The sequence below is a fragment of the Aeromonas sp. QDB11 genome, from assembly GCF_027705265.1.
Lineage (GTDB): Bacteria > Pseudomonadota > Gammaproteobacteria > Enterobacterales > Aeromonadaceae > Aeromonas > Aeromonas allosaccharophila.
Window position 1 is genome coordinate 1 of record NZ_JAPDBM010000050.1, and the last position, 23428, is coordinate 23428.

Consider the following 23428-nt stretch of genomic DNA (forward strand, 5'->3'; position numbering starts at 1 on the left):
ATTTGCTTACCCACGAAGGTATCCTTTTGAAAAAGTTACTTATTCGTGGGCGGTTACACAATTGGATTTACAGGCTCGAGCCCCTCGCTATGTAACAAAATGTCTTGGACACAATTTGGGCTTGAACCCACCCCATTAGATAGATATGTTGTTTTCGTGTGATTTTATGAATGAAGCCATGAGCAATAAATGTCTCTAACCTGTTGAGTCTTCTGACACAATCTGTTTTTGGTACATTTTTCACTCAACCACTATTCATAGCATCTCATATGGGGCTTTTGTCCCGCTCAAGACATTCATCCTGTCTTGCCTGTTGCCGGATGCAGCAGTCTCTTGTGCCACGGAGTCGCACGGGATCAGGTTCAAGGCCGAACACACCACCGACAGAGACGTCACTTATGATCAAAAAACTGATTCTTTCTACCCTGCTGTTTTGCGGGATCGCCACGGCGGCCCCGACCCCAGCCACCACGTCCACCCTGGATGCCGTGCTCGAACGCGGCGTGCTGCGAGTTGGCTTCGATGCGGGCTATCAACCCTTCGAGATGACCAACAAGCAGGGCCAATACATCGGCTTTGACGTGGATCTCGCCAAGATGGTCGCCAAAGAGATGGGCGTGAAGGTCGAGTTCGTCAACACCGCCTGGGATGGCATCATTCCGGCGCTCTTGACCAACAAGTTCGACGTCATCATGGGCGGCATGACCGTCACTCCCCAGCGCAACCTGCGAGTCAACTTCGCCGATCCTTACATCGTGGTCGGCCAGACCATCGTGCTGCGCAAAGAGAAAGCGGGCGAAATCAAATCCTTCACCGATCTGAACGATCCCAAATACAAGATCGCAGTCAAGCTCGGCACCACCGGCGAGCAGGCAGTCAAGCGCCTGATCCCGAAAGCCACCCTGCTGCAGTTTGAAACCCAGGATGACGCCAAGCTGGAAGTGATCAACGGCAAGGTCGATGCCTTCGTCTATGACCTGCCCTACAACGCCATCTTCGCCTCCCAGAATCAGGGCGCCGTGGTGCACCTCGACAAGCCGTTCACCTTCGAGCCGCTGGCCTGGGCCATCCGCAAAGGGGATCAGGACACCCTCAACTGGTTTAACAACTACCTGCGCCAGATCAAGGGCGATGGCAGCTACGACCGTCTCTACAAGAAGTGGTTCGAATCCAATACTTGGCTGAACCAGCTCAAATAACCTCCGGGGGGCGGCACATGCCGCCCCTGCACCACGCAGCTCCCCACACAATAACGAGAAGAGGTTGTGACTGTGCACACACCCAAACCGACAAGACAGATGGAAAAACAGCCCAATCAGCTACTCTGGCAGGGCGTCTTCCTGCTGATGCTGCTGGTTGCGGTATTCGGCATCTACAAGGCTGTCCAGTCCGTGGATTACACCTGGCGCTGGGAACGCATTCCCCAATACATCGCCTATCAGGCGGAACAGAAGAATCTGGCCGAATTTGACGGCACCGTGATTGCAGGCACCAGCGAGGCCGAGAAGGGCAAGCTGTTCCTGCAAGACGATCTCGACCCCAATGTGCGGCAAGCCATCGCCAGCACCGGCGTACAAGTCGCCGAAGGGGATACCATTTTTCGTGGCGATACCCTCGACACCCAACTGAGCTGGACCGCAGGCCCCATCGCCTGGGGCGTCTGGGTCACCGTCAAGCTCTCGCTGGTGGCGGGCATCTTCGCCATCTTGCTTGGCACCCTGGCCGGGCTGGCGCGTCTCTCCCCCAATCCCGCCCTGCGCAATCTGGCGGTCACCTACGTGGAGCTCATCCGCGGCACGCCGCTGCTGGTGCAGATCTTCATCGTCTACTTCTTTATCGGCACCGTGCTGAACCTCGATCGCTTCACCGCCGGGGTCGCCGCGCTGGCGGTCTTTACCGGCGCCTATGTGGCAGAGATCGTCCGCGCCGGTATCAGCTCCATCCACAAGGGGCAGATGGAGGCGGGTCGCAGCCTGGGTATGACCTCGGCCCAGACCATGCGCTATGTCATTCTGCCGCAGGCGTTCAAGCGGGTGCTGCCGCCGCTGGCGGGCCAGTTCATCAACCTGATCAAGGACTCCTCGCTGGTCTCGGTCATCTCCATCACCGATCTCACCAAGGCGGGGCGCGAGGTGGTCAGCTCCACCTTCAGCCCGTTCGAGGTGTGGTTCACCGTGGCACTGCTCTATCTGGTGCTCACCGGCACCCTCTCTTTCCTGGTACGCCGTCTCGAGGTGAAATATGCGCGCAGCAACTGATCCCATTATCAAGGTGCAACAGGCATCGAGAAGTGCTGCCGGCACCCCATTCGCCTTCCCGATTCGTCTTCTGGAGGCGAAATATGCGTACAGCAACTGATCCCATCATCAAAGCGACTGGAGTAGAGAAGTTCTACGGCACCGAGGTACACGCCCTGAAAAACGTCAGCACCCAGGTGGCTGAAGGGGAAGTGGTGGTGATCGTCGGCCCCAGCGGCTCGGGCAAATCGACCTTCCTGCGCACCCTCAACCAGCTGGAGACCATCAACGACGGCAACATCGTGGTCGATGGCATCTGCCTGACCGAGCCGGGCGATGTCAACAAGCTGCGGGAAGAGGTGGGCATGGTGTTCCAGTCCTTCAACCTCTTCCCCCACCTGACGGTGCTGGACAATATCACCCTCGCCCCGCAGAAGGTGCGCGGCCTGTCACGCCGTGATGCCGAAGACAGGGCCAAGGCGCTGCTGCTGAAAGTGGGACTGTCGGTGAAAGCGGCCAGCTACCCGTCCCAGCTCTCCGGCGGTCAGCAGCAGCGGGTGGCGATCGCCCGGGCGCTCGCCATGCAGCCGCGCATCATGCTGTTTGACGAGCCGACCAGTGCGCTGGACCCGGAGATGGTGGGTGAAGTGCTGGATGTCATGAAAGGGCTGGCCCGCGAGGGGATGACCATGGTGGTGGTGACCCACGAGATGGGCTTTGCCCGGGAAGTGGCGGATCGGGTGCTCTTTATGGAGAGTGGCGAGCTGCTGGTGGATGAGAAACCTGCCGACTTCTTCGACAATCCCCCCTCCCCGCGCCTGCGCCAGTTCCTGAGTCAGGTGCTGTAGCGACCACAAAGCCGTGGATAGACGAAGAGGGACCCTGGGTCCCTCTTCCTGTTCTTCATGTAGGTTGTTCTTCATGTAGGTTGTTCTTCATGCAGGAGCCCCCTATCCGCTGAACCCGAGTCCCCCTCTCATCGGCTCAGCGCGGGGACTTTCCCAGATAGCGTTCCACGATGCTCCTCACCCCGTCACGTTTCTTGAGCAGGTAAAGCTCCTTGTCAAACTGCTCGATAAAGGCCTGCTTGTAGGGGAACTCCCCCTTGCGGCTATAGCCGAGAAAACCCTGCTCCTTGCTGAGCACGGGGCCCTGCTTGAGCAAGGACATATCGGTCACCGCCAGTTGCGATCCCTGTATCATTTTGAACAGTTCATAGAGCAGCGAGATACGGTCATTGACGGTGCAGTCGATACGGCCACGCACTATCTTGAGCAGATTTTCCCGATTGCTTTTCACCTCCTCCACATCGATCCGCTTCTCTTTCACTGCCTGCCAGAAGAGATCCCCTCCCACGGTGAAACCGGCATTGATACCGAAGCGAAGACCGCTGTAGTCATCAGGAAACCGTGCCTGCGGGGTATTGGCTGCCACACTGGCGCCGCACATCACTACCAGCTCTTCATCAAGTATCGGCTGGGAGTAGGGCCAGATATAGGGGCGAGCATCGGGCAGATAGTAGGGAGGGAAAATGGCAAACGCACTGCCCCGCTCTACCAGGCTCAGGCCGCGGCGCCAGGGCATGGGTTTGAGCACCACATCATAGTCACTCATGGCGGCGGTCACCTCGCGGATGATATCGGCATAGATCCCCCTGACCTCCTCCCCCTCCTGCCAGGAGTAGGGCGGATAGGCGGCATCCGCCAGGATCTCGACCCGGGTCTTGGCGTGCGCCATCATGCACAACCCCAGCAACAAGCAACACCAGACACGCATAAGCCAGATCCTCCTGAACAAGCCTGCATCAAGCATAGCCATCCGCCGTGCCTTCCTCTGCGGTTGCAGCACCCTCTTTTTCGCTATCTCTACGCCGACGAAAAATGTTAATGAATTATTAAAGCCATCCTTTATGCTGGAGAGCAATTGCTCTGAATGGATGGCCGCTATGGATGTGCAACTGCTTTTGCTCTACCTCTCCCCGATTTTTCTGGCCTTTATCGGCTGGGAGATGCTCTACCTGCGCAAACATGGCGCCGCCTTCCCCACCGCCACCTACCAGTGGCGGGATCTGTTCGCCAACGCCGCGCTAGCCCTGATGCATCAGGGCGGCGATGCGCTGGCGGCCATCGCCATCGCTTATCTGTATGACACCCTCTGGGGCTGGCGGCTGTTCGATATCGAGCTGAACCTCTGGAGCGTGCTGCTGCTGTTTTTGCTACAGGATCTCTGTTACTGGCTGTTCCACATCACCAGCCACCATGTGCGCTGGCTGTGGGCCTCCCATGTGGTGCATCACAGCTCGGAGCGGCTAAATCTCTCCACCGCCTTTCGCCAGAGCCTGATGTATCCGATCTCCGGCATGTGGCTATTCTGGATCCCGATGATCGTCATCGGCTTCCCGCCCGAGGCGGTGGTCGCCACCGTGCTGCTCAGCCTGGGCTTCCAATTCTTCGTCCACACCCAGGTGGTGGGCAAGCTCGGCTGGCTGGAGTGGATCTTCAACACCCCCTCCCACCACAGGGTGCACCACGCCAGCAACGCCAAGTACATAGACCGCAACTTTGCCGGGGTGCTGATTATCTGGGATCGGCTGTTCGGCACCTTTGTCGAGGAGGACCCGGCCGAGCCGTGTCGCTTTGGCATCACCAAACCGATCAGGAGCTTCAACCCCCTCACCCTCACCTTCCACGAATGGCGTGACATGCTGCGTGATGCTCGTGGCCTGCCCTGGCGACAAAAACTTGCAGTGCTGTTTGGCAAACCGGCCGGGCCTGCAAGCCGCTAGGGCTTCGCCCCGAATAACAACTCCCGGATAACAAGAGAGCGCCACGGTGGCGCTCTCTTTTATGGTCAGTCATATCTTCGATATCAGAGATGGGCGAACGACCAGACGGCGGGGATCAGGCTCAGCAAGGTCACTCCGGCCAGCCATCGCTCGCGGCCGCTCAGGCGCAGATCCGCCCCCAGCTGACGGCGGCTGTAGAGAAACAGCAGCAGACCCGGCCCGTAGAGCAGCAAGGAGAGCAGCAGATACTCCACCCCGGCGGCATAGAGCAGCCAGAAACCGTAACCGCTCGACACCAGTGCCACCGCCCGCATCAGGCTCTGGCCCTGCCCGCTCTCACCCTTCTTGCTGAACGAGAGCTTGAGCAGAAACAGGCCGATCAGCAGGTAGGGCACCAGGATCATCGAGGTAGAGATAAGCAGCAGGCTGGTGTAGCCCTTGCCGAGCAGCCACACCAGCAGCAGGCATGTCTGCACCGTCAGGCTGGTGAGCCAGAGCGAGGCGATGGGCGTCCCGTTGCGGTTCTGGCGCCGGAAGATGGCAGGAAAGGCGCCGTGACGGGCCGCGCTGAACGGCACCTCGGCCGAGAACAGGGTCCAGCTCACGTAAGAGGCGAGCACCGAGACGATCAGGCCGACACTGATGAGCAGCTTGCCCCAGGATCCGGTCATCTGGGCCATCAGCCCTGCCATGGAGGGGTTGGGCAGGGCAGCCAGTTCGGGGCGACTCAATATCCCCAGCGCCAACACCGAGATAAGCACATAGAGCAGCAGGGCCAATACCACCCCCAGCACGGTGGCCGTGCCCACATCCCGCCGGTTTCTGGCGCGGGCCGACAGCACCGCCGCTCCCTCGATACCGGTAAAGACCCAGAGGGTGATCAGCATGGTGTTGCGCACCTGCTCGGAGACCGGCACCGCCAGGGTGCTGCCCTGCTGATCCGCCGCAAAGGTGACCGGATCGAACCAGTAGCAGGCAAACAGGATAAACAGCAGCAGCGGCAGGCTCTTGGCAAGAGTCGCCACCAGATTGAACAACGCCGCCTGCTGCACGCCACGGGCCACCAGCAGATGCACCGCCCAGAGGATGCAGGACTCGCCGACAAACGCCGCCAGGGTATTGCCGTCACCAAACCAGATCTGCTCGGGGGTATCGACAAAGCTGCCCAGCGCCGCAAAGGCGATCACCAGATAGCCCACCACGCCGATGGTGGCGCAGAGCCAATAGCCCCAGGCGGAGAAGAAGCCCACCAGATCGCCAAACCCGGCGCGGGCGTAGCTGTAGATGCCGCCGTCAAGATCCGGCCTTAGCCGCGACAGATAGAGAAAACTCATGGCGAGCGCCAGGATGCCCACCCCCGTCACGCCCCAGCCGATCAGCACGGCGCGCGCCCCCGCGACCTCGGCCATGTTCTGGGGCAGGCTGAAAACTCCCGCCCCCACCATGGAACTGAACACCAGCGCGGTTAGGGACCAGAGCCCAATCTTGCTCTCTTTCATGGGGGCTCCTTAGCGCAACCGGCTGCTCAGCGCCTGAATATGCTCGGGGCCGATACCGCAGCAACCGCCGATCAGATTCGCACCGGCCGCGCGCCAGCGCTCGGCCCAGCCGAGGTAATCCTGCGGCCCCAGATCGGCGCGGATCTCGTCCAGTCCGTCGTTGGCGGTGGCCTCTTTGGGTTGCGGCGGGAAGGCGTTGGCATAGGCACCGAGGCGAATGTCAGCACGGCCCACTGCCTGCAACCTGTCACCGGCCACCGTCAACGCGGCCTCAATCACCTCGGGCTGACAGCAATTGAACAGGATGGCATCGACTCCGGCCGCCACCAGTGCGGTCACCGCATCAGCCACCCGCTCGCCGGAACGCAGTCGCGGCTCGTTGCCCGGCACCTCATCTTCCAGCGTGAACGAGACCCAGAACGGCTTGCCATCGTCAGGCAGCAGCCCTTTCAGGGCCAGTGGCTCGGCAATCAGGCTCATAGTCTCGGCCAGCCAGATATCCACATAAGGGGATAGCGCCCGGATAAGCGGCGTGGCAAGCTCGCTCACCCTGTCCGCCTTGAACAGATCGGCACGGTAAGAACCGAAGAGCGGCGGCAGAGAACCCGCCACCTGCACGGCGCCATGCTGATCGTCAGCCACCTCGCGGGCCAGTTGACCAGCCAGCGCAGCCAGCCCCTCCCCTTCGGCAAAGAAGCGCTCATCACCGATATGAAATGGCACCAGCGCATAGCTGTTGGTGGTGATGACCCTGGCTCCGCTCGCCACATAGGCCTGATGCACCTCGCGCACCGTCTCGGGCGCCTCCATCAAGGCCAGCGCCGACCATTCGGGCTGACGAAACGGTGCCCCCCGCCGTGCCAGCTCGCGCCCCATGCCCCCATCCAGCACCCACAATTCCCTGGTTTCCATCTGTCGTGTCTCTTTGTTATGTGCGTTGTTTATGTGCGTATTTATCTGTTTGTTTTGTTGATCTGCGGTTTCGCGTCGAATCGCTGCAGATCGTCCAGCTTCATCCTGGGAAGCCCTTTTATTATATAGCCATAAAAACATATGGATGTTTAGATGGCCAAAACAAGATAAAACAAAGCACCACAGGCGGCAATCAGTATCAGCAGAAATCAGCATGCGACCGGCAAGGCAAATGCAGACATGCAAGAGGCCACCCGAAGGTGGCCTCATCACTATCTTGATCCGCTGGCGGCTTAACGCCCGGCCAGCACTCGCTTGATCTGTTTGACCCAGTCGGAGACCCGACCCTGCTGCGGCAAGCCACGCCAGATCTGTTCCCACTGGGCAGGGCTGAGCGGACGACCGAGGCGACGCTGCACCCCCGCATAGAGGTAGTCATGGGCCGTGGTGGCCGCATGGCTGGAGGTGAGGAATTTGGAGACCGGATCGGTCAACCGCACATCCCGCATGCCGAGCAGCGGATAGTCGTTGTGCACCGCCGCCAGCATGGTCTCGCGCATGGCAGACTCGATGTAGCCACGGGCAAACAGGGCGGTCACCGACTCCAGCGAGCCCTGATCCGGGCCGTGATACTGCTCGTCAAAGACCGGACTCGGCTCTGCCATGCCGCTTTGCACCACCGCATCGGGATCCGGCTGCGGCACGACCACGGCAGGCTTGGGGGCAGCAGGCTTGGCAGCCACGGGGGCTTTGCGTGGCGCACTCTGGCTACAGGCACCCAGTGCCAGGGCGAGCGCGACACAGGCCAGCGCACGGGAATGAGACTGCATCTTCATGACTCTATGTCGCTCCTTTTACGATTCCTGAACTGGCTTCTCGGCCACCACCGGTTCGACCCGGGTAACCAGCAGCTGATCGATCTTGTAACTGTCGATATCCACCACTTCGAACTTGTAACCGGCATATTTGACCGAGTCGGTGCGCTTGGGGATCTTGCGCAGCATATACATGATGAAACCGGCGATGGTCTCGTAGTTCTGGTTTTCGGGGAACTCTTCGATATCGAAGGCGCGCATCACGTCTGAGATAGGGGTCACCCCGTCCACCAGCCAGGAGTTCTCGTCGCGCTGGACGATCTGCTCTTCCACCACGTGGGTCGCCCACTCGCCCATCACGGTACTCATCAGGTCGTTCATGGTGACAATCCCCACCACCAGCGCGTACTCGTTCATCACCACGGCAAAGTCGCCACGATGATTCTTGAAGTACTCCATCGCCTCATAGAGGTTGAGGGTGTCGGGGATGATGATGACGTTCTGCACCAGATTGCCACCGATGAGATCGATGCTCTGGCCGCTGATGACGCGGATCAGCAGCTCTTTGGCATCGACGAAGCCCTTGATGCTGTCGAGGTTGTGGTCACAGACCAGAAACTTGTTGTGAGGGTGCTCGGCGATCTTCGCCTTGATGCTCTCTTCACTCTCTTGCAGGGTGAAGTAGATCAGGCTCTCGCGGGCCGTCATGGCGGAGGTAACGCCAAGGGACTGCAGCTCGAACACGTTCTCGATGAGCTGATGCTCCTCGCGCTGGATAACCCCCGCTTCGGCACCAGCATCCATCACCGCATAGATATCGTCGGAGGTGATCTCGTCGTTACGCACCGTGGAGACGCGCAACAGGCGGAACAGGGAGTTGGCCAACCCGTTGAAGACCCACACCAGCGGCATCAGCACGGTGACGAAGAAGAGCATGGGACGCACCACCACCACGGCAATCTGCTCGGGCATGGTCATGGCCAGACGCTTGGGCATCAGGTCGGCGATCAGGATAAACATGCCGGTGACGAACACGAAGGAGGCACCGGAGCTGATCTCGCCAAGCCAGGGGCCCTGATAGAACTGGGAGACAATCTCCTTGATGGCGGGGTTGAGGGCAGACTCACCCAGGATACCGCCCAGAATGGCGACCGTATTGAGGCCAATCTGCACCACGGTGAAAAAGTTACCCGGCTGGGCCTGCAGGGCCAGTACCTTTTCGGCCTGGCGATTGCCTTCATCCGCCATCACCTGCAACTTGATTTTGCGAGACGCGGCGAGAGAGATCTCGGAGAGGGAGAAAAACACACTGCCGCCTACCAGCAGCATTAAAAAGAACAAACTATCGGCAAAACTCATGATTAACCTATTGCTACACCCGCCTTAGCACAAGACGGCAAACTGGGCCCGGGAGACCGGACCGTGAGTCCATCCGGGACTCACACAGGGGACGTATTCTATCAGAAAACAGCCAGTTGGGGGCTTTATCTTACTCCGACCAGTTATGCAACAAAAAAGGCGCTTCACGCGCCTTTTTATTCACTTCCGGTCAGCCCTTGCCCAGCAGGGAGCCCAGATCGTCCGCCTTGGTGTGGCGCACGTCCTTGCCCTTGACGTAGTAGACGATGTACTCGCAGATGTGCTGGCAGCGATCGCCGACCCGCTCGATGGCGCGCGCCGCCCACAGCACGTTGAGCACCTGGGGGATGGTGCGGGGATCTTCCATCATGTAGGTCATCAGCTCGCGGATGATGGACTCGTACTCACGGTCTACCTTGTCATCTTCCTTGTAGACCGCCAGCGCTGCATCCAGATCCATGCGGGCGAAGGCGTCGAGCACATCGTGCAGCATCTTGATGGTACGACGGCCCATGTTCTCCAGCGACACCAGCGGCGGCTGCGGCTTGTTGGCGTTGTCGGTCAGCATGCGGGCGATCTTGTCCGCCACGTCGCCAATGCGCTCCAGATCGGTGATGGTCTTGATGATGGCCATTACCAGTCGCAGGTCGGAGGCAGTCGGCTGACGCTTGGCGATGATGCGGGTGCACTCCTCGTCGATCGCCACTTCCATGGCGTTGACCTTGTGGTCGTTGGCCACGATTTTGCGGGCCGCATCGAGATCCTGATCGTGGATCGCTGCGATGGCGTCGGTGAGCTGCTGCTCCACCAGACCGCCCATCACCAGCACCTGGTTGCGCACGCTCTCTAGCTCGGCATTGAACTGACCGGAGATGTGTTTATTGAGGTTCATATTGTCCATACAAATAATCCTTGATTGCTCCGATTATGCCTTAGCCGTTGAACCGACTGCCAATCTGTTTGCTGAGATTCATCCTCTCCTCTCCTTAGCCGTAACGACCGGTAATGTAATCTTCGGTCTTTTTCTTGGCCGGGGTGGTGAAAATGGTGTTGGTATCCGAGTACTCGATAAGCTCGCCCATATACATGAAGGCGGTCTGATCCGACACTCGCGCAGCCTGTTGCATGTTGTGGGTCACGATCACCACGGTGAACTGGCTCTTGAGCTCGTTGATCAGCTCCTCGATGGTGAGGGTGGAGATGGGGTCGAGCGCCGAGGTCGGTTCATCGAGCAGCAACACTTCCGGCTCGATGGCAATGGCACGGGCAATCACCAGACGCTGCTGCTGACCACCGGAGAGACCGAAGGCGTTGTCATGCAGACGATCCTTCACCTCGTCCCACAGGGCCGCACCGCGCAGGGAGCGCTCGGCGGCTTCATCCAGGGTACGGCGATCGTTGATCCCCTGCAGACGCAGGCCATAGACCACGTTTTCGTAAATGGACTTGGGGAAGGGGTTCGGGCGCTGGAACACCATGCCCACCTGACGGCGCAGGGCAGAAACATCGACGCTCTTGTCATAGATGTTATGGCCGTGCAGCTGGATTTCCCCCTCGATGCGGCAGATCTCCACCAGATCGTTCATCCGGTTGATGCAGCGCAGCAGGGTCGATTTACCACAGCCGGACGGACCGATAAAGGCGGTCACCTGCCCTTTGGGGATCTTCATGTTGACGTTGAACAGCGCCTGCTTGCTGCCGTAGTACAGGTTGAGATCCTTCACCTCCAGCGCGGTCTGCTCCGGGCTCAGGTTGAGCAGGTCCAGCGCGGTGTGCTGGGTGGACGTGGTCGTTACGTTGATCATCTGTTACCTCAAAATCAGTCTGGAGTAACCGGACTCTTGCCAGCGACTGCCATGATTGCTGCTGACAGATGGCGGCACTCTCCTAGCCGCACATCTGTTCTCTCGATCTTGTCTCAAGGACGCCGGATTAATGCTCCAGCGACCGGAATTTCTCGTGCAAGTGGCTACGAATACCGGTGATGTCCGTCAGGTTCATGCTGTTTATACCTTGTCTCAACATCAGTCTCGGCAGCCGTATTAATGTTCCAAAGAACGGAATTTTTCGCGCAAGTGGTTACGAATACCGATTGCGGTCAGGTTCAGACCCACGATCACCGTCACCAGCAGGAAGGAGGTGGCGTAGACCAGTGGGCGGGCCGCCTCGACGTTGGGACTCTGGAAGCCGACGTCATAGATGTGGAAGCCCAGGTGCATGAACTTGCGCTCCACATGCAGATACGGGAAGTTGCCATCCATCGGCAGGGTCGGTGCCAGTTTCACCACCCCCACCAGCATCAGCGGCGCCACTTCACCGGCGGCACGGGCAATCGCCAGAATAAGACCGGTCATGATGGCCGGGCTCGCCATCGGCAGCACGATGCGCCACAGGGTCTCGGCCTGGGTGGCGCCCAGTGCCAACGAGCCCTGACGGATGGTGCTCGGGATCCGCGCCAGCCCCTCTTCGGTGGAGACAATCACCACCGGCAGGGTCAGGATCGCCAGGGTCAGCGCCGACCAGATCACGCCGGGTGAGCCAAAGGTCGGGCTCGGTAGCGCTTCCGGGTAGAACAGCTGATCCAGCGAACCACCGAGCGTGTAGACGAAGAAGCCCAGACCAAACACGCCGTAAACGATGGAGGGCACACCCGCCAGATTGATCACCGCGATGCGGATGATCTTGGTCAGACTGTTCTTGCCCGCATACTCGTGCAGATAAACCGCCGCCACCACCCCCAGCGGGGTCACGATGATCGCCATCAGGAACACCATGAACACGGTGCCGAAGATGGCCGGGAATACCCCGCCCTCGGTGTTGGCTTCACGGGGATCGTCAGAGACGAACTTGCCGATCTGGTGGAACCAGTGGCCCACCTTGGCTAGCAGGCTCATGTCGTTGGGCCATACCACATCCAGCACCTTGGACATCGGCATGGTCACCAGCTCGCCACGCATATCCTTGACCGTGATGCTGTCTCTGTCCGCCTGTGCACGCAGGGAGAAGAGCTCTTTTTCCAGCACCTGATAGCGGTCGTTGAGGGCCTGACGCTCGCTGGCCAGTTCGGCTTTGAGCTGATCGGTCAGCTTGTCATCCAGCTCGGCCTTGCGCTCTTTCAGGCGCAGCCGCTCCAGTTGATAGTTGATGCTGCCGATGTCCCCTTTTTGCAGATCGTTGGCCTGTTCGGAGAGCGCATTGGCTCGCGCCAGCACCCGCTGCAGGGCAGGATGCAGATCCGAGGTGAGCTCGCGGCCATCCTCTTTCACCCCGACGATATAGCCATAGAAGTTGCCGTTAGTGGCACGCTCCACCATGGCCAGCTCGGCTGGCTGGCTCTGGGACTTGATGTCCGTCTCCAGCACCCAGCGAAAATCGAGGTCAACGAACTCGCGGTTGCCGGTCTTGACCAGATAGCGGGTCAGCAGCTCACGCTCTTCCCCTTCCAGCGGCAGACCTGCGGCGCGCAGTCGCTCCACCGGAACCTGCTCGCGATCGTTGATCTCGCCGATCAGCACGCTCTTGTTGCCGCTCGCGTCTTCCAGCTGCCACTCATAGATGGGGTGCGGCCAGAAGTAGACCAGACCACGCCAGCCGATCAGCAGCAGCAGACCCAGTACCGCCACCAGACTCAGGCTGACGGCACCGCCGGTCATCCAGATCCAGGGGGCCCCTGATTTAAACCACTTACCCATTGTCGATTCCTTGTCCATTACAGAGTCGCCCCTTACATCGAGCTGTATTTTTCACGCAACCGCTGACGGACAAACTCGGCCAGGGTGTTGAACATAAAGGTGAACACAAACAGGACGAAGGCGGCGAGGAACAGTACCCGATAGTGGGAGCTGCCCACTTCCGATTCCGGCATCTCCACCGCGATGTTGGCGGCGAGGGTACGCAGCCCCTGGAACATGGAGAAGTCCATGATGGGGGTGTTGCCGGTTGCCATCAGCACGATCATGGTCTCGCCCACGGCGCGGCCAAGGCCCATCATCACCGCCGAGAAGATGCCCGGGCTCGCGGTGAGGATCACCACCCGGCTCAGGGTCTGCCACGGGGTGGCCCCCAGCGCCAGCGAGCCCTGGGTCAGGTGCTTGGGCACCGAGAAGACCGCATCTTCGGCGATGGAGAAGATGGTGGGGATGACCGCAAAGCCCATGGCGATACCGACCACCAGCGAGTTGCGCTGGTCAAACTTGATGCCCATTTCGTGAGTCAGCCAGATGCGCGAATCGCCGTGCATAAAGGCATTCTCGATGAGCGGGCTCAGGGCGAAGGCACCCCAGCCAATCAGCAGCAGCACCGGGATCAGCAGGATGGCGTGCCACCCCTCCGGCAGCCAGGACTTGCCTCGCTCCGGCAGATAGTTCCAGATCAGCGCAGTCAGCAGCATCCCCATCGGCAGCAGCACCAGCAGCAGGATCACCCCGGGCAGCGCCCCCTCGATGATGGGTGCCAGCCACAGACCCGCCAGGAAACCCAGGATAACGGTCGGCAGCGCCGCCATGATCTCGACCGTCGGCTTGACGTATTTGCGCAGCCCCGCCGACATGAAGTAGGCGGTATAGATGGCACCGGCCACGCCGAGCGGTACAGCAAACACCATGGCGTAGAAAGAGGCTTTCAGCGTACCGAATACCAGCGGCACCAGACTCAGCTTGGCTTCAAAGTCGTTGCTGGCGGAGGTGGATTGCCACACATACTGGGGCTCCGGATACCCTTCGTACCACACCTGTTGCCAGAGGGCAGACCAGGTCACTTCGGGGTGTTCGTTCTCCACCGAGAACAGCTTGAAGGTGTTCCCTTGCTGCATCAGCAACAGATTGTGGCGGGGGGAGATGGCCAGGGCAGAGAGCTCACCCCCTTCCACCGTCTCGGTCAGCAGCTTGGTCTCGCCGGTGGCGTGGAAGAAGCTGATGATGCCGTCCTTGTCGGCACTGATGAAGCCTTTGCGAAAGTGCTCGGGAGTCAGCAGATCAACCGCGCCATCGCCCTTGAAGTCACGGATCTGGGTGAACTGGCGTTTGCCATCTTTTGCCACTTCGAACCACTGGGAGATGACGCCGTTGTCATTGCCGACCAGCAGCGAAGAGGCGCCGGAGAGCAGCTGAACCCGGGTCACGTTGGCATTGGAGGCATTGATCTCCAGCACGTTGCGCAGGGAGATCTCGCTCAGGTTGTGAATGTCATAGACGGAGAGGCGATTGCCCTCGCGCACGAACAGGATCCGCAGATTGGGGGTCAGTAACATCTGATCCACATGGCGCGGCAGGGAGGGAATAGTGTAGTTTTCACTGCTCCACTCAATCTCGCCGGAGAGGAAGTTCTCCTCACCGCTCATCACCGTCATCACGCCACGACCATCTTCGGTCACGGCGGCGGTCGCCATCTTGTCCTTGGTGGCTTCGAACACCATCAGCTGCAGCGCCTTCCCTTGCGGGTCGATCACCACCGGCTCTTCGCCGAAGGGATATTGCAGGCTGGGTTCAATCACCCGCACATCGTTGGGATAGGAGACCTTGAACGCCGGCTGGACCACCTGCGCCTTGCCATCGGCAAAACCGTAGGCGATCAGCCGCTGGCCTGGTGCCGGGGTCGCCACCGTGGTGATGTCACCAGCAACCTGGGCCTGACCCAGTGACTGGCCGACCTTGATCTTGTCATCTCCCTGCACCGCAAAGAAGTTGACCTGCCCTTTATCGCTGAAGCGATAGCCGATCTCGTTCTGCTCTTCCACGCCGAGCCAGGCGGTCTTCCCTGCGGCGGGCAGGGTAAACGAGGCGGTCGGCTCCATGGAGGCGCCATTGAAGATGGGTTTCACCACATAGAGCAGATAAAAGAAGATAAGCAACAGCGCCACCAGTACCAGGGCTCCGCCTGTGGTGACGCCATATTTGGCCAATTTATCCTTGATCCGGCGTTTTCTACTGCCCGCCATGACCAGGTTTAACGATTCCGATGACATGCAAGACCTCAATGTAAGCTAGGCTTCGCGGCATTATATGGCGGTTGCATGACAGTTTTGTTACATCGGAACCGCTTTAACAGCGGTTGTTAGCGGAAAAAAACGCGGGGATTATGTCGAAGGAAGGCGATCACAACACATTGTTTATAAAGTGATATTTATAAAGGCAATCAGCAAGGGCAGCCTGCGCTGCCCCCGATTGATTCAGGAAAGGGTATCGTTTGATTGTTGCAGCGCCTGTTTGGCTGCCTTTTTCTCGGCACGGCGGCGCTTGAAGAAGGCTGACAACTGGGCCGAGCAGGCATCAGCCAGCACGCCGCCGGTCAGCTCAACCCTGTGGTTGTGGCGCGGGTCCTGCAAAATTTCGAACACCGACCCTGCGGCACCGGTCTTGAGATCCCGGGCGCCGTAAACCACCCGCTTGACCCGGCTATGAATAAGCGCACCGGCACACATGCAGCAGGGCTCCAGCGTCACATAAAGGGTGGTGTCGAGCAGGCGGTAGTTCACCAGCTGCTTGCCCGCTGCACGGATCGCCATCACCTCGGCATGGGCACAGGCATCGTGTTCGCTGATGGAGCGGTTCCACCCCTCGCCCACCACCTGACCATCCAGCACCAGTACGGCACCGACCGGGATCTCGCCAATCCCTTCGGCCCGGGCGGCCAATGCCATGGCATGGCGCATCCACTGTTCGTCCTGCTCGGGCTGACTCGGAGCCTGACTCTGTGTCTCTGGGACCTCTGATGGTTTCACGCCCATCCCCTCTTTATATTGTTCAATTGTGCTGTTTGCATTCCCGCTATCCACACCTGTCAGATAATTCCATAGATAGCTGGCATGATACCTCGCGGTGACAGGGCGGCGATTATGCCAAATCTGCGCGTCAGACCCAAGCCACATCCCGACTGAGCAATAAAGAAGCAATCGGCATCTCTATGATAAAAAAGGAGTTGCACCCGTTTGGCCATGCTATTAGACTTCCACCCCGTCAGCCGAGTCTGACTCCGTCGGTGTGTAGCGCAGCCAGGTAGCGCATCTGCATGGGGTGTAGAGGGTCGGAGGTTCGAATCCTCTCACACCGACCATTTTCCCCGAGAATAGCCCAGTCAAACGACTGGGCTATTTTTTTGCCTCCGATTTATCCTCCTGACGCGGCCTGCCCATCAAGCGCAAAAAACACTCAGAACCACTTGAATCTTTTTGCCGAACTCTTTAAGATGCGCAACTTTCCGCCGGTAGACAAAACAGGGAGGTGGAAACACCAGTGAAGGGATCACTGTCCGGCTTGCGTTCAACACAGGACCAGGCATGAACCAGACCACAGATCTCACACCCGCCAATGCGCTTTATTCCGTTCCTCACGACACCCCTTGCCATACCGAAAACGAAGATGAACAGGTCGTCCAGCTCGATGTGAGCGATCTTGCCGAACCGGATGATGACTATTGAGCCCGGCCAGATGGCCGCTCAATCCCCGGCGCATCACCTGTTCAACGCCCTCCGTTTCCCGCCCTTGGCGAGAAATCAGCAAAAAACGACAAACTGCTAATTCCATCGAGGATGGCAGTATTATTGACTGAAGCTTCTCCCCCCTCCCTCCCCGGCATTCCCCCCGACAACTGATACAAACCTACGTTATTGCGCTTCACTTTCCATCACTGCAGCCGCTGGTGCCAACAGAGCCCACATCACTACCCCAAGTTTAAAACGCACGTTCACCAACCAGACCTAGCAATAGCAAAACCTTCATTGCCACATTCAAACGCACTTTATACAGCTGTTTTGGCAAAGCCTGGAGTTAGGTCGGGATTTGTTTTTGCATTTGTAATTTTATTACGTAATAAGTTACGAAATGAGAGGCGGGGTAACAGCCCAAATTAGCCGTTGTCCGATGGGAAAAAGCAGGAGCATAACCATCTGCGTAGAGCTTTTATACCAATCCAATAAAACAATAAAAAACATAAACTTAACCATAGAGGGGAAACAGGTGTTTAAAAAAAACTGTTGACGTAATCAACAATATTTCGCACCTTATCAATCGTGTTATCCCGCTGTTACGGGAAGTTTGCAAGAACAGGGATTCGACTTTAGTCGTAGTTAGTAAGTTCAAAATGTAATTCTCAAAGGAGTGAACCTTATGTCGGCACCGGCTCAGACCCACTGCAGCGCCCGCCTTCGCATCCAGGGCGAGATGCTGCCCGAATACGCGCAAATTCTGACGCCGGACGCGGTGGCGCTGGTCTCCGAACTGGTGGAACGTTTTGCTCCCCAAAGAGGGGAATTGCTGAAACAACGTGTGGCACGTCAAGCCCGTATCGATGGCGGCGAGCTGCCGGACTTCCTGCCGGAAACCGCCCACATCCGTGAAGGTGACTGGACCATTCGCGGCATTCCCGCCGACCTGCAAGACCGCCGTGTGGAGATCACCGGCCCGGTCGAGCGCAAGATGGTGATCAACGCCCTCAACGCCAACGTCAAGGTGTTCATGGCGGACTTCGAGGACTCACTGGCCCCCGCCTGGAATAAAGTAATCGAGGGTCAAATCAACCTGCGCGATGCGGTCAACGGCACCGTCTCCTACACCAGTCCGGAAGGAAAGGCTTACACCCTGAACCCCAATCCGGCCGTCCTCATCTGCCGGGTCCGTGGTCTGCACCTGCCGGAAAAACATGTCACCTTCGATGGCGAGCCCATCCCCGGCGGCCTGTTCGATTTTGCCCTCTATTTCCTGCACAACTATCAGGCGCTGCTGGCCAAAGGCTCGGGCCCCTACTTCTACGTGCCCAAGTTGCAGAGCCATCTGGAAGGGCGCTGGTGGAGCGAAGTGTTCGCCTGGACCGAGGACAAGTTCGGTCTGCCCCGCGGCACCATCAAGGCCACCGTGCTGATTGAAACTCTGCCAGCCGTATTCGAGATGGATGAGCTGCTCTATCAGATGAAGGATCACATCGTGGCGCTGAACTGCGGCCGCTGGGACTACATCTTTAGCTACATCAAGACCTTGAAGAACCATCCGGATCGGGTACTGCCCGACCGTCAGGTGGTGACCATGGACAAGCCGTTCCTCTCCGCCTATTCGCGGCTGCTGATCAAGACCTGTCACAAACGCGGTGCGCTGGCGATGGGGGGCATGGCCGCCTTTATTCCGGCCAAGGATGCCGCCGTCAACGAGCAGGTGTTTGCCAAGGTCAAAGCCGACAAGGAGCGCGAAGCCAACAACGGCCACGATGGTACCTGGGTCGCCCACCCCGGCCTCGCCGACACCGCCATGGCGGTATTCAACGCCACCATTCCTGCAGGCGCCAAGAACCAGATCGGCGTGCTGCGCGAGCAGGATGCCCCCATCACCGCCGCCGACCTGCTGGCCCCCTGTGAGGGCGAGCGCACCGAGGCGGGGATGCGCACCAATATCCGGGTCGCTCTGCAATATCTGGAAGCCTGGATCAACGGCAACGGCTGCGTGCCCATCTACGGTCTGATGGAAGATGCCGCCACCGCCGAGATCTCCCGCACCTCCATCTGGCAGTGGATCCGCCACGGCAAGAGCCTGTCGAACGGCAAGGTGGTGACCAAGGTGCTGTTCCGCCAGATGCTGGCCGAAGAGCAAGAAGTGGTCAAAGCCGAGGTAGGTACCGAGCGCTGGCAGGCTGGTCGCTTTGCCGAAGCAAGCGAACTGATGGAAGAGATCACCTGCGCCGATACCCTGATCGATTTTCTGACGCTGCCCGGTTACGAGCGGCTCTGAACTCCGGGCCTCCCCAGCGGAGCCCGCCAATAACAAGTCAATGGAAACGTGAAATCAATGAAAGAGGGAACTGATATGGCACTGACCCGTGAGCAACAGATCCAGGCTATCGAGAAAGACTGGGCGGAAAACCCCCGCTGGAAAGGGATCAAGCGCGGCTACAGCGCCGAAGATGTGGTGAACCTGCGCGGCAGCTTGCAGCCGGTGCACACCCTGGCCCAACGCGGCGCCGACAAGCTGTGGGAACTGATCCACGGCGACGCCAAAAAAGGCTACGTCAACTGCCTCGGCGCCCTGACCGGTGGTCAGGCAGTGCAGCAAGCCAAGGCGGGGATCGAAGCGATTTACCTCTCCGGCTGGCAGGTGGCGGCGGACAACAACCTGTCCTCCACCATGTATCCGGATCAGTCCCTCTACCCGGCCAACTCGGTGCCGTCCGTGGTGGATCGCATCAACAACTCCTTCGCCCGTGCCGACCAAATCCAGTGGGCCAACAAGGTTGGGCCGCAGGACGAAGGCTTTATCGACTACTTCCTGCCGATCGTAGCCGATGCGGAAGCCGGTTTCGGCGGCGTGCTGAACGCCTTCGAGCTGATGAAGGGGATGATTGAAGCGGGCGCCGCTGGCGTGCACTTCGAAGATCAGCTCGCTTCCGTCAAGAAGTGCGGCCACATGGGCGGCAAGGTGCTGGTACCGACTCAGGAAGCGGTGCAGAAGCTGGTTGCCGCCCGTCTGGCAGCTGATGTGTGCGGCACCACCACCCTGGTGATCGCCCGTACCGATGCCAACGCCGCTGACCTGCTGACCACCGATGCCGATCCTTACGATTCAGACTTCCTGACTGGCGAGCGCACTGCTGAAGGGTTCTACAAGGTACGTGCCGGTATCGATCAGGCCATCGCTCGCGGTCTGGCTTACGCCCCCTACGCCGACATGGTGTGGTGCGAAACCGCCAAACCGGATCTGGACGAAGCGCGTAAATTTGCCGAAGCGATCAAGGCCAAGTTCCCGGATCGCATCCTGGCCTACAACTGCTCCCCGAGCTTCAACTGGAAGAAGAATCTGGACGATGCCACCATCGCCCGCTTCCAGCAAGCGCTCTCCGACATGGGCTACAAGTACCAGTTCATTACCCTCGCGGGTATCCACAACATGTGGTTCCACATGTACGAGCTGGCCTACCAATACGCCCGTGGCGAGGGGATGAAGCACTACGTCGAGATGGTGCAGGAGCCGGAATTTGCCGCCGCCAGCCGTGGCTACACCTTCGTGGCACACCAGCAGGAGGTCGGTACCGGTTACTTCGACAAGGTGACCACCGTCATTCAGGGTGGCCAATCCTCGGTAACCGCGCTGACCGGATCCACCGAAGAAGATCAGTTCCACTGATAGGCAGAACTCTTTGAGAGAGTTCTTGAGATAGCAAAACCCCGGCTTGATGCCGGGGTTTCTTTTTATCTGCCATTCAAACGAAAGTCTGGCGCACAACCGGACACTGTTGAGAGGATCAGAGCTCGAGGATCTCTTTGACAAAGGGAATGGTCAACTTGCGCTTGGCGCGAAATGAGGCGTTGTCGAGCTGATTGAGAGTGGTGAGCAGGGTGCGCATATCGCGGGAGAGTCGGTTGAGCAGGAAGCGGCCCACATCGATGGGCAGTTTGAAGCCCCGCAGCTCGGCACGCAGCTGCAGGGCACTGAGCTTGCCTTCATCATCCAGCTCTTCGAGATGGAAACTGACACCCCAGTCGAGGCGCGAGGCGAGATCCGGCAGCTGCAGCCCCAGTTTGCGCGGTGCGCTGCAACCGGTGACCACCAGCGTCCCCTCGCCCTTCTCCTGCCAGCGGTTGTAGAAGTCGAACAGTGCCCGTTCCCACACGGCATTGCCGGCGATCGCCTCGAGGCTGTCGAGACAGACCAGCGGCAGGCTTTCGAGGGCATCGAGCATGCTGGGATCGAGCTGTTCAAACTGATCGAGGGAGAGATAGGCCGCAGCCGCATCGCGGGCGTTGACCTCGGCACAGGTGGCATGGAGCAGATGAGAGCGTCCGGATCCCTTGGCCCCCCAGAAATAGAGGAAAGGCGATCCCTGACCGATGGCCGCGTTCTTGAGGGCGGTGATCAGATGAGCATTGGTGCCGGGATAAAAACTGACGAAGGTTTCATCATCCGGTAGTTGTACGGCTAAAGACAGTTGGGCCGGTTGCTTCACTCGTTGGGCTTTGACTGTGACATTTGTGGCTAAGTGTATCATCGCAAAGGCAGATAGAGAACCGCCCGGACCAGCCGGGCGGTCTACAAAAGCCTTATAAAATCAGGGCTGCGACCATTGGTAACGCAAACCGCTGCCATTATCGTCAACCTTGTGCAAACGACTCTCGAGCTGCAGCGCCCGCACCAGCTCGGCCTGATCCCCTTGCAGGGTAAAGTTGAAGGTGACCTGATCCCCCTCCAGCTTGCCGATCGCCACCTTGCTGACGTTGGCCATCCCCTGCAGCATCTTCTGCACGGCGATCATGCTGTCCACTTCGGAAAGGCCATCCACCACCAGGGTCTGGCTGGTTGCCGGACCCGAAATGCGGGCACCGTAGTTTTTCACCAGCCAGGCCGCCAGGGTATCGGCAAACCCTTGCGCCACTTCGGCTTGGGTGCCGGTGCTATTGCCGCGAGTCAGCTCGGTTACCTCACCAGCCGCTTTAGGGCCGTAGAGTCCCCAGTCGATGCTCCACTTGTCCCCTTCCGGCGTCAGCTTGCCCAGCACCACCATCTCGGCGCCATAGCGCTGACTCGCCTGCAAAATCGGATCGGCAAACCGTCCCCAGACGTCGGTGGCACTGACCGCCATGTTGTCGTCGAGATCCATCAACGGAATGCTGATAGGTAGCCCCAGCGTCTGGGCCTGATCGCGCAAGGCTTGCGCCCAGCCATCGCTGGATTGATCCGCCAGCAGGCGACGCTCACCTTGATCCATCACCAGCCAGACTGCCATCTGGGGACGAGCCGGGCCGAGCAGAGCAAACTGGCTCTCGGAGACCAGGCTGTTGACCTTGTCACTCTTGAACTCGGCTTTCAGATACTTGACCGAATCCTGATCCTGATAGCCATAGCTTTTGACATAGTCGCTCGGGGCTGCCAGCGCCTTGACCACCACCGGCTGGGTGAGGATGTCGCGCTTGCCGGTCACCTTGATCAGCACCTGACCGAGTGCCTGCCCTTGAGCGGCCACCATGTCACCACTGGTCGGTGCCTTGCCCTGATAAAGGTCGGCCACCTGAGCGGCCGAGGCCATGAATGACAAGCCGCAGCAGAGGGCGGTCACAACACGTTTGAACATGAACAGAGTCTCGAAATGGGAGAGTGTGCTTATGGTAGCGGCAAGGCGCGCCCTGCGGCAAGGCTGGCACAAGCGGCCACAAACAGCAGAGCCGGCGATGCGCCGGCTCCGATCACCCCTTCCGCATGGGAAGCAGGTTAAGACATCAACTTACTTGGTACCGAAGATCTTGTCGCCTGCATCGCCCAGACCCGGCACGATGTAGCCTTTCTCGTTCAGCCCCTGGTCGACAGAAGCGCAGTAGAGCTCTACGTCAGGGTGAGCGGCTTCCAGCGCCTTGATCCCTTCCGGCGCGGCAACCAGTACCAGCACCTTGATGGATTGGCAGCCTTTCTTCTTGAGCAGATCGATGGTGGCGATCATGGAGCCGCCGGTAGCCAGCATCGGATCGATGACCAGCGCCAGACGCTCTTCGATGTTGCTGACGATCTTCTCGAAATAGGGAACCGGTTGCAGGGTCTCTTCATCGCGGTAGATACCGACCACGCTGACGCGGGCGCTCGGCATGTGCTCCAGCACGCCATCCATCATGCCAAGGCCGGCACGCAGGATAGGTACGACGGTTACCTTCTTGCCCTTGATCTGGTCAACTTCTACTGGCCCATTCCAGCCATCGATGGTAACCTTCTCGGTTTCGAAGTCAGAGGTCGCTTCATAGGTCAACAAACTGCCCACTTCTTTGGCCAGTTCACGGAAACGCTTGGTGCTGATATCGCCTTCACGCATCAGACCGATCTTGTGTTTGACCAGGGGGTGTTTGACTTCAACGACTTTCATTAT

20 protein-coding genes and 1 tRNA gene are annotated in these 23428 nt (G+C 59.1%); 8 read left to right on the top strand and 13 right to left on the bottom strand.

Annotation, left to right across the window (positions count from 1 at the left end; genetic code table 11):
• Nucleotides 1-398: 398 nt before the first annotated feature.
• The 3 genes from OKC40_RS15925 to OKC40_RS15935 all read left to right on the top strand — a co-directional run bounded on the left by OKC40_RS15925 (nucleotide 399) and on the right by OKC40_RS15935 (nucleotide 3085).
• Entirely contained in the window at nucleotides 399-1199 is an 801-nt protein-coding gene (locus OKC40_RS15925) for a transporter substrate-binding domain-containing protein (protein ID WP_270795920.1), read from the top strand.
• Nucleotides 1200-1298: 99 nt separating this feature from the next.
• Nucleotides 1299-2258, top strand: coding sequence for an amino acid ABC transporter permease (locus OKC40_RS15930; RefSeq protein ID WP_042060384.1), 960 nt, complete (start codon nucleotides 1299-1301; stop codon nucleotides 2256-2258).
• An 83-nt stretch (nucleotides 2259-2341) separates the two neighbouring features.
• Nucleotides 2342-3085, top strand: coding sequence for an amino acid ABC transporter ATP-binding protein (locus tag OKC40_RS15935; RefSeq protein WP_111806638.1), 744 nt, complete (start codon nucleotides 2342-2344; stop codon nucleotides 3083-3085).
• Between the two features lie 136 nt (nucleotides 3086-3221).
• On the opposite strand, the gene OKC40_RS15940 is transcribed toward OKC40_RS15935, so the two are convergent.
• Nucleotides 3222-4013, bottom strand: a complete 792-nt coding sequence (locus tag OKC40_RS15940; protein ID WP_270795922.1) for a substrate-binding periplasmic protein — start codon at nucleotides 4011-4013, stop codon at nucleotides 3222-3224.
• A gap of 169 nt (nucleotides 4014-4182) precedes the next feature.
• On the opposite strand from OKC40_RS15940, the gene OKC40_RS15945 reads away from it, so the two are divergent.
• Nucleotides 4183-5022 carry a sterol desaturase family protein gene (locus OKC40_RS15945; protein ID WP_270795924.1) on the top strand — a complete coding sequence of 280 codons (840 nt, stop codon included), beginning with the start codon at nucleotides 4183-4185 and terminating at the stop codon, nucleotides 5020-5022.
• A gap of 83 nt (nucleotides 5023-5105) precedes the next feature.
• Here OKC40_RS15945 and OKC40_RS15950 read toward each other — a convergent pair whose 3' ends face one another.
• The 9 genes from OKC40_RS15950 to tadA form a co-directional block, all read right to left on the bottom strand.
• Nucleotides 5106-6521 carry a basic amino acid/polyamine antiporter gene (locus tag OKC40_RS15950; RefSeq protein WP_270795925.1) on the bottom strand — a complete coding sequence of 472 codons (1416 nt, stop codon included), beginning with the start codon at nucleotides 6519-6521 and terminating at the stop codon, nucleotides 5106-5108.
• A 9-nt stretch (nucleotides 6522-6530) separates the two neighbouring features.
• A complete protein-coding gene (locus OKC40_RS15955; protein WP_270795927.1) occupies nucleotides 6531-7433 on the bottom strand; it encodes a homocysteine S-methyltransferase family protein in 903 nt (300 codons plus the stop codon).
• Nucleotides 7434-7726: 293 nt separating this feature from the next.
• Nucleotides 7727-8269, bottom strand: a complete 543-nt coding sequence (locus OKC40_RS15960; RefSeq protein WP_042060393.1) for a hypothetical protein — start codon at nucleotides 8267-8269, stop codon at nucleotides 7727-7729.
• Between the two features lie 18 nt (nucleotides 8270-8287).
• Entirely contained in the window at nucleotides 8288-9607 is a 1320-nt protein-coding gene (locus OKC40_RS15965) for a hemolysin family protein (protein WP_042060394.1), read from the bottom strand.
• Nucleotides 9608-9797: 190 nt separating this feature from the next.
• Complete coding sequence (gene phoU, locus OKC40_RS15970) at nucleotides 9798-10508, bottom strand: phosphate signaling complex protein PhoU (protein WP_042060395.1); 711 nt, start codon at nucleotides 10506-10508, stop codon at nucleotides 9798-9800.
• An 85-nt stretch (nucleotides 10509-10593) separates the two neighbouring features.
• On the bottom strand, nucleotides 10594-11412 hold the full coding sequence (gene pstB / locus OKC40_RS15975) for a phosphate ABC transporter ATP-binding protein PstB (protein ID WP_033138278.1): 819 nt from the start codon (nucleotides 11410-11412) through the stop codon (nucleotides 10594-10596).
• A 237-nt stretch (nucleotides 11413-11649) separates the two neighbouring features.
• Complete coding sequence (gene pstA / locus OKC40_RS15980) at nucleotides 11650-13299, bottom strand: phosphate ABC transporter permease PstA (protein ID WP_042060396.1); 1650 nt, start codon at nucleotides 13297-13299, stop codon at nucleotides 11650-11652.
• A gap of 32 nt (nucleotides 13300-13331) precedes the next feature.
• Nucleotides 13332-15569, bottom strand: a complete 2238-nt coding sequence (locus OKC40_RS15985) for an ABC transporter permease subunit (RefSeq protein WP_042655872.1) — start codon at nucleotides 15567-15569, stop codon at nucleotides 13332-13334.
• Between the two features lie 204 nt (nucleotides 15570-15773).
• A complete protein-coding gene (gene tadA, locus OKC40_RS15990) occupies nucleotides 15774-16331 on the bottom strand; it encodes a tRNA adenosine(34) deaminase TadA (RefSeq protein ID WP_442865903.1) in 558 nt (185 codons plus the stop codon).
• A 249-nt stretch (nucleotides 16332-16580) separates the two neighbouring features.
• Here tadA and OKC40_RS15995 point away from each other — a divergent pair.
• The 4 genes from OKC40_RS15995 (at nucleotide 16581) to aceA (ending at nucleotide 20706) form a co-directional block, all read left to right on the top strand.
• Nucleotides 16581-16657 (top strand) — tRNA-Pro (locus tag OKC40_RS15995).
• 223 nt (nucleotides 16658-16880) lie between these two features.
• Nucleotides 16881-17021 carry a hypothetical protein gene (locus OKC40_RS16000; RefSeq protein WP_270795930.1) on the top strand — a complete coding sequence of 47 codons (141 nt, stop codon included), beginning with the start codon at nucleotides 16881-16883 and terminating at the stop codon, nucleotides 17019-17021.
• 688 nt (nucleotides 17022-17709) lie between these two features.
• Complete coding sequence (aceB, locus tag OKC40_RS16005; protein WP_270795932.1) at nucleotides 17710-19317, top strand: malate synthase A; 1608 nt, start codon at nucleotides 17710-17712, stop codon at nucleotides 19315-19317.
• Between the two features lie 75 nt (nucleotides 19318-19392).
• Nucleotides 19393-20706: an isocitrate lyase gene (gene aceA, locus OKC40_RS16010; RefSeq protein ID WP_139407634.1), complete on the top strand. Its 1314-nt coding sequence runs from the start codon at nucleotides 19393-19395 to the stop codon at nucleotides 20704-20706.
• Between the two features lie 118 nt (nucleotides 20707-20824).
• Here the strand turns inward: aceA and hda are convergent, their stop codons facing one another.
• The 3 genes from hda to upp form a co-directional block, all read right to left on the bottom strand.
• Complete coding sequence (hda, locus tag OKC40_RS16015) at nucleotides 20825-21526, bottom strand: DnaA inactivator Hda (RefSeq protein WP_021231044.1); 702 nt, start codon at nucleotides 21524-21526, stop codon at nucleotides 20825-20827.
• A gap of 102 nt (nucleotides 21527-21628) precedes the next feature.
• Nucleotides 21629-22648, bottom strand: coding sequence for a DUF2066 domain-containing protein (locus tag OKC40_RS16020; protein WP_270795933.1), 1020 nt, complete (start codon nucleotides 22646-22648; stop codon nucleotides 21629-21631).
• Nucleotides 22649-22798: 150 nt separating this feature from the next.
• A complete protein-coding gene (upp, locus tag OKC40_RS16025) occupies nucleotides 22799-23425 on the bottom strand; it encodes a uracil phosphoribosyltransferase (RefSeq protein WP_005320172.1) in 627 nt (208 codons plus the stop codon).
• Nucleotides 23426-23428: the final 3 nt, after the last annotated feature.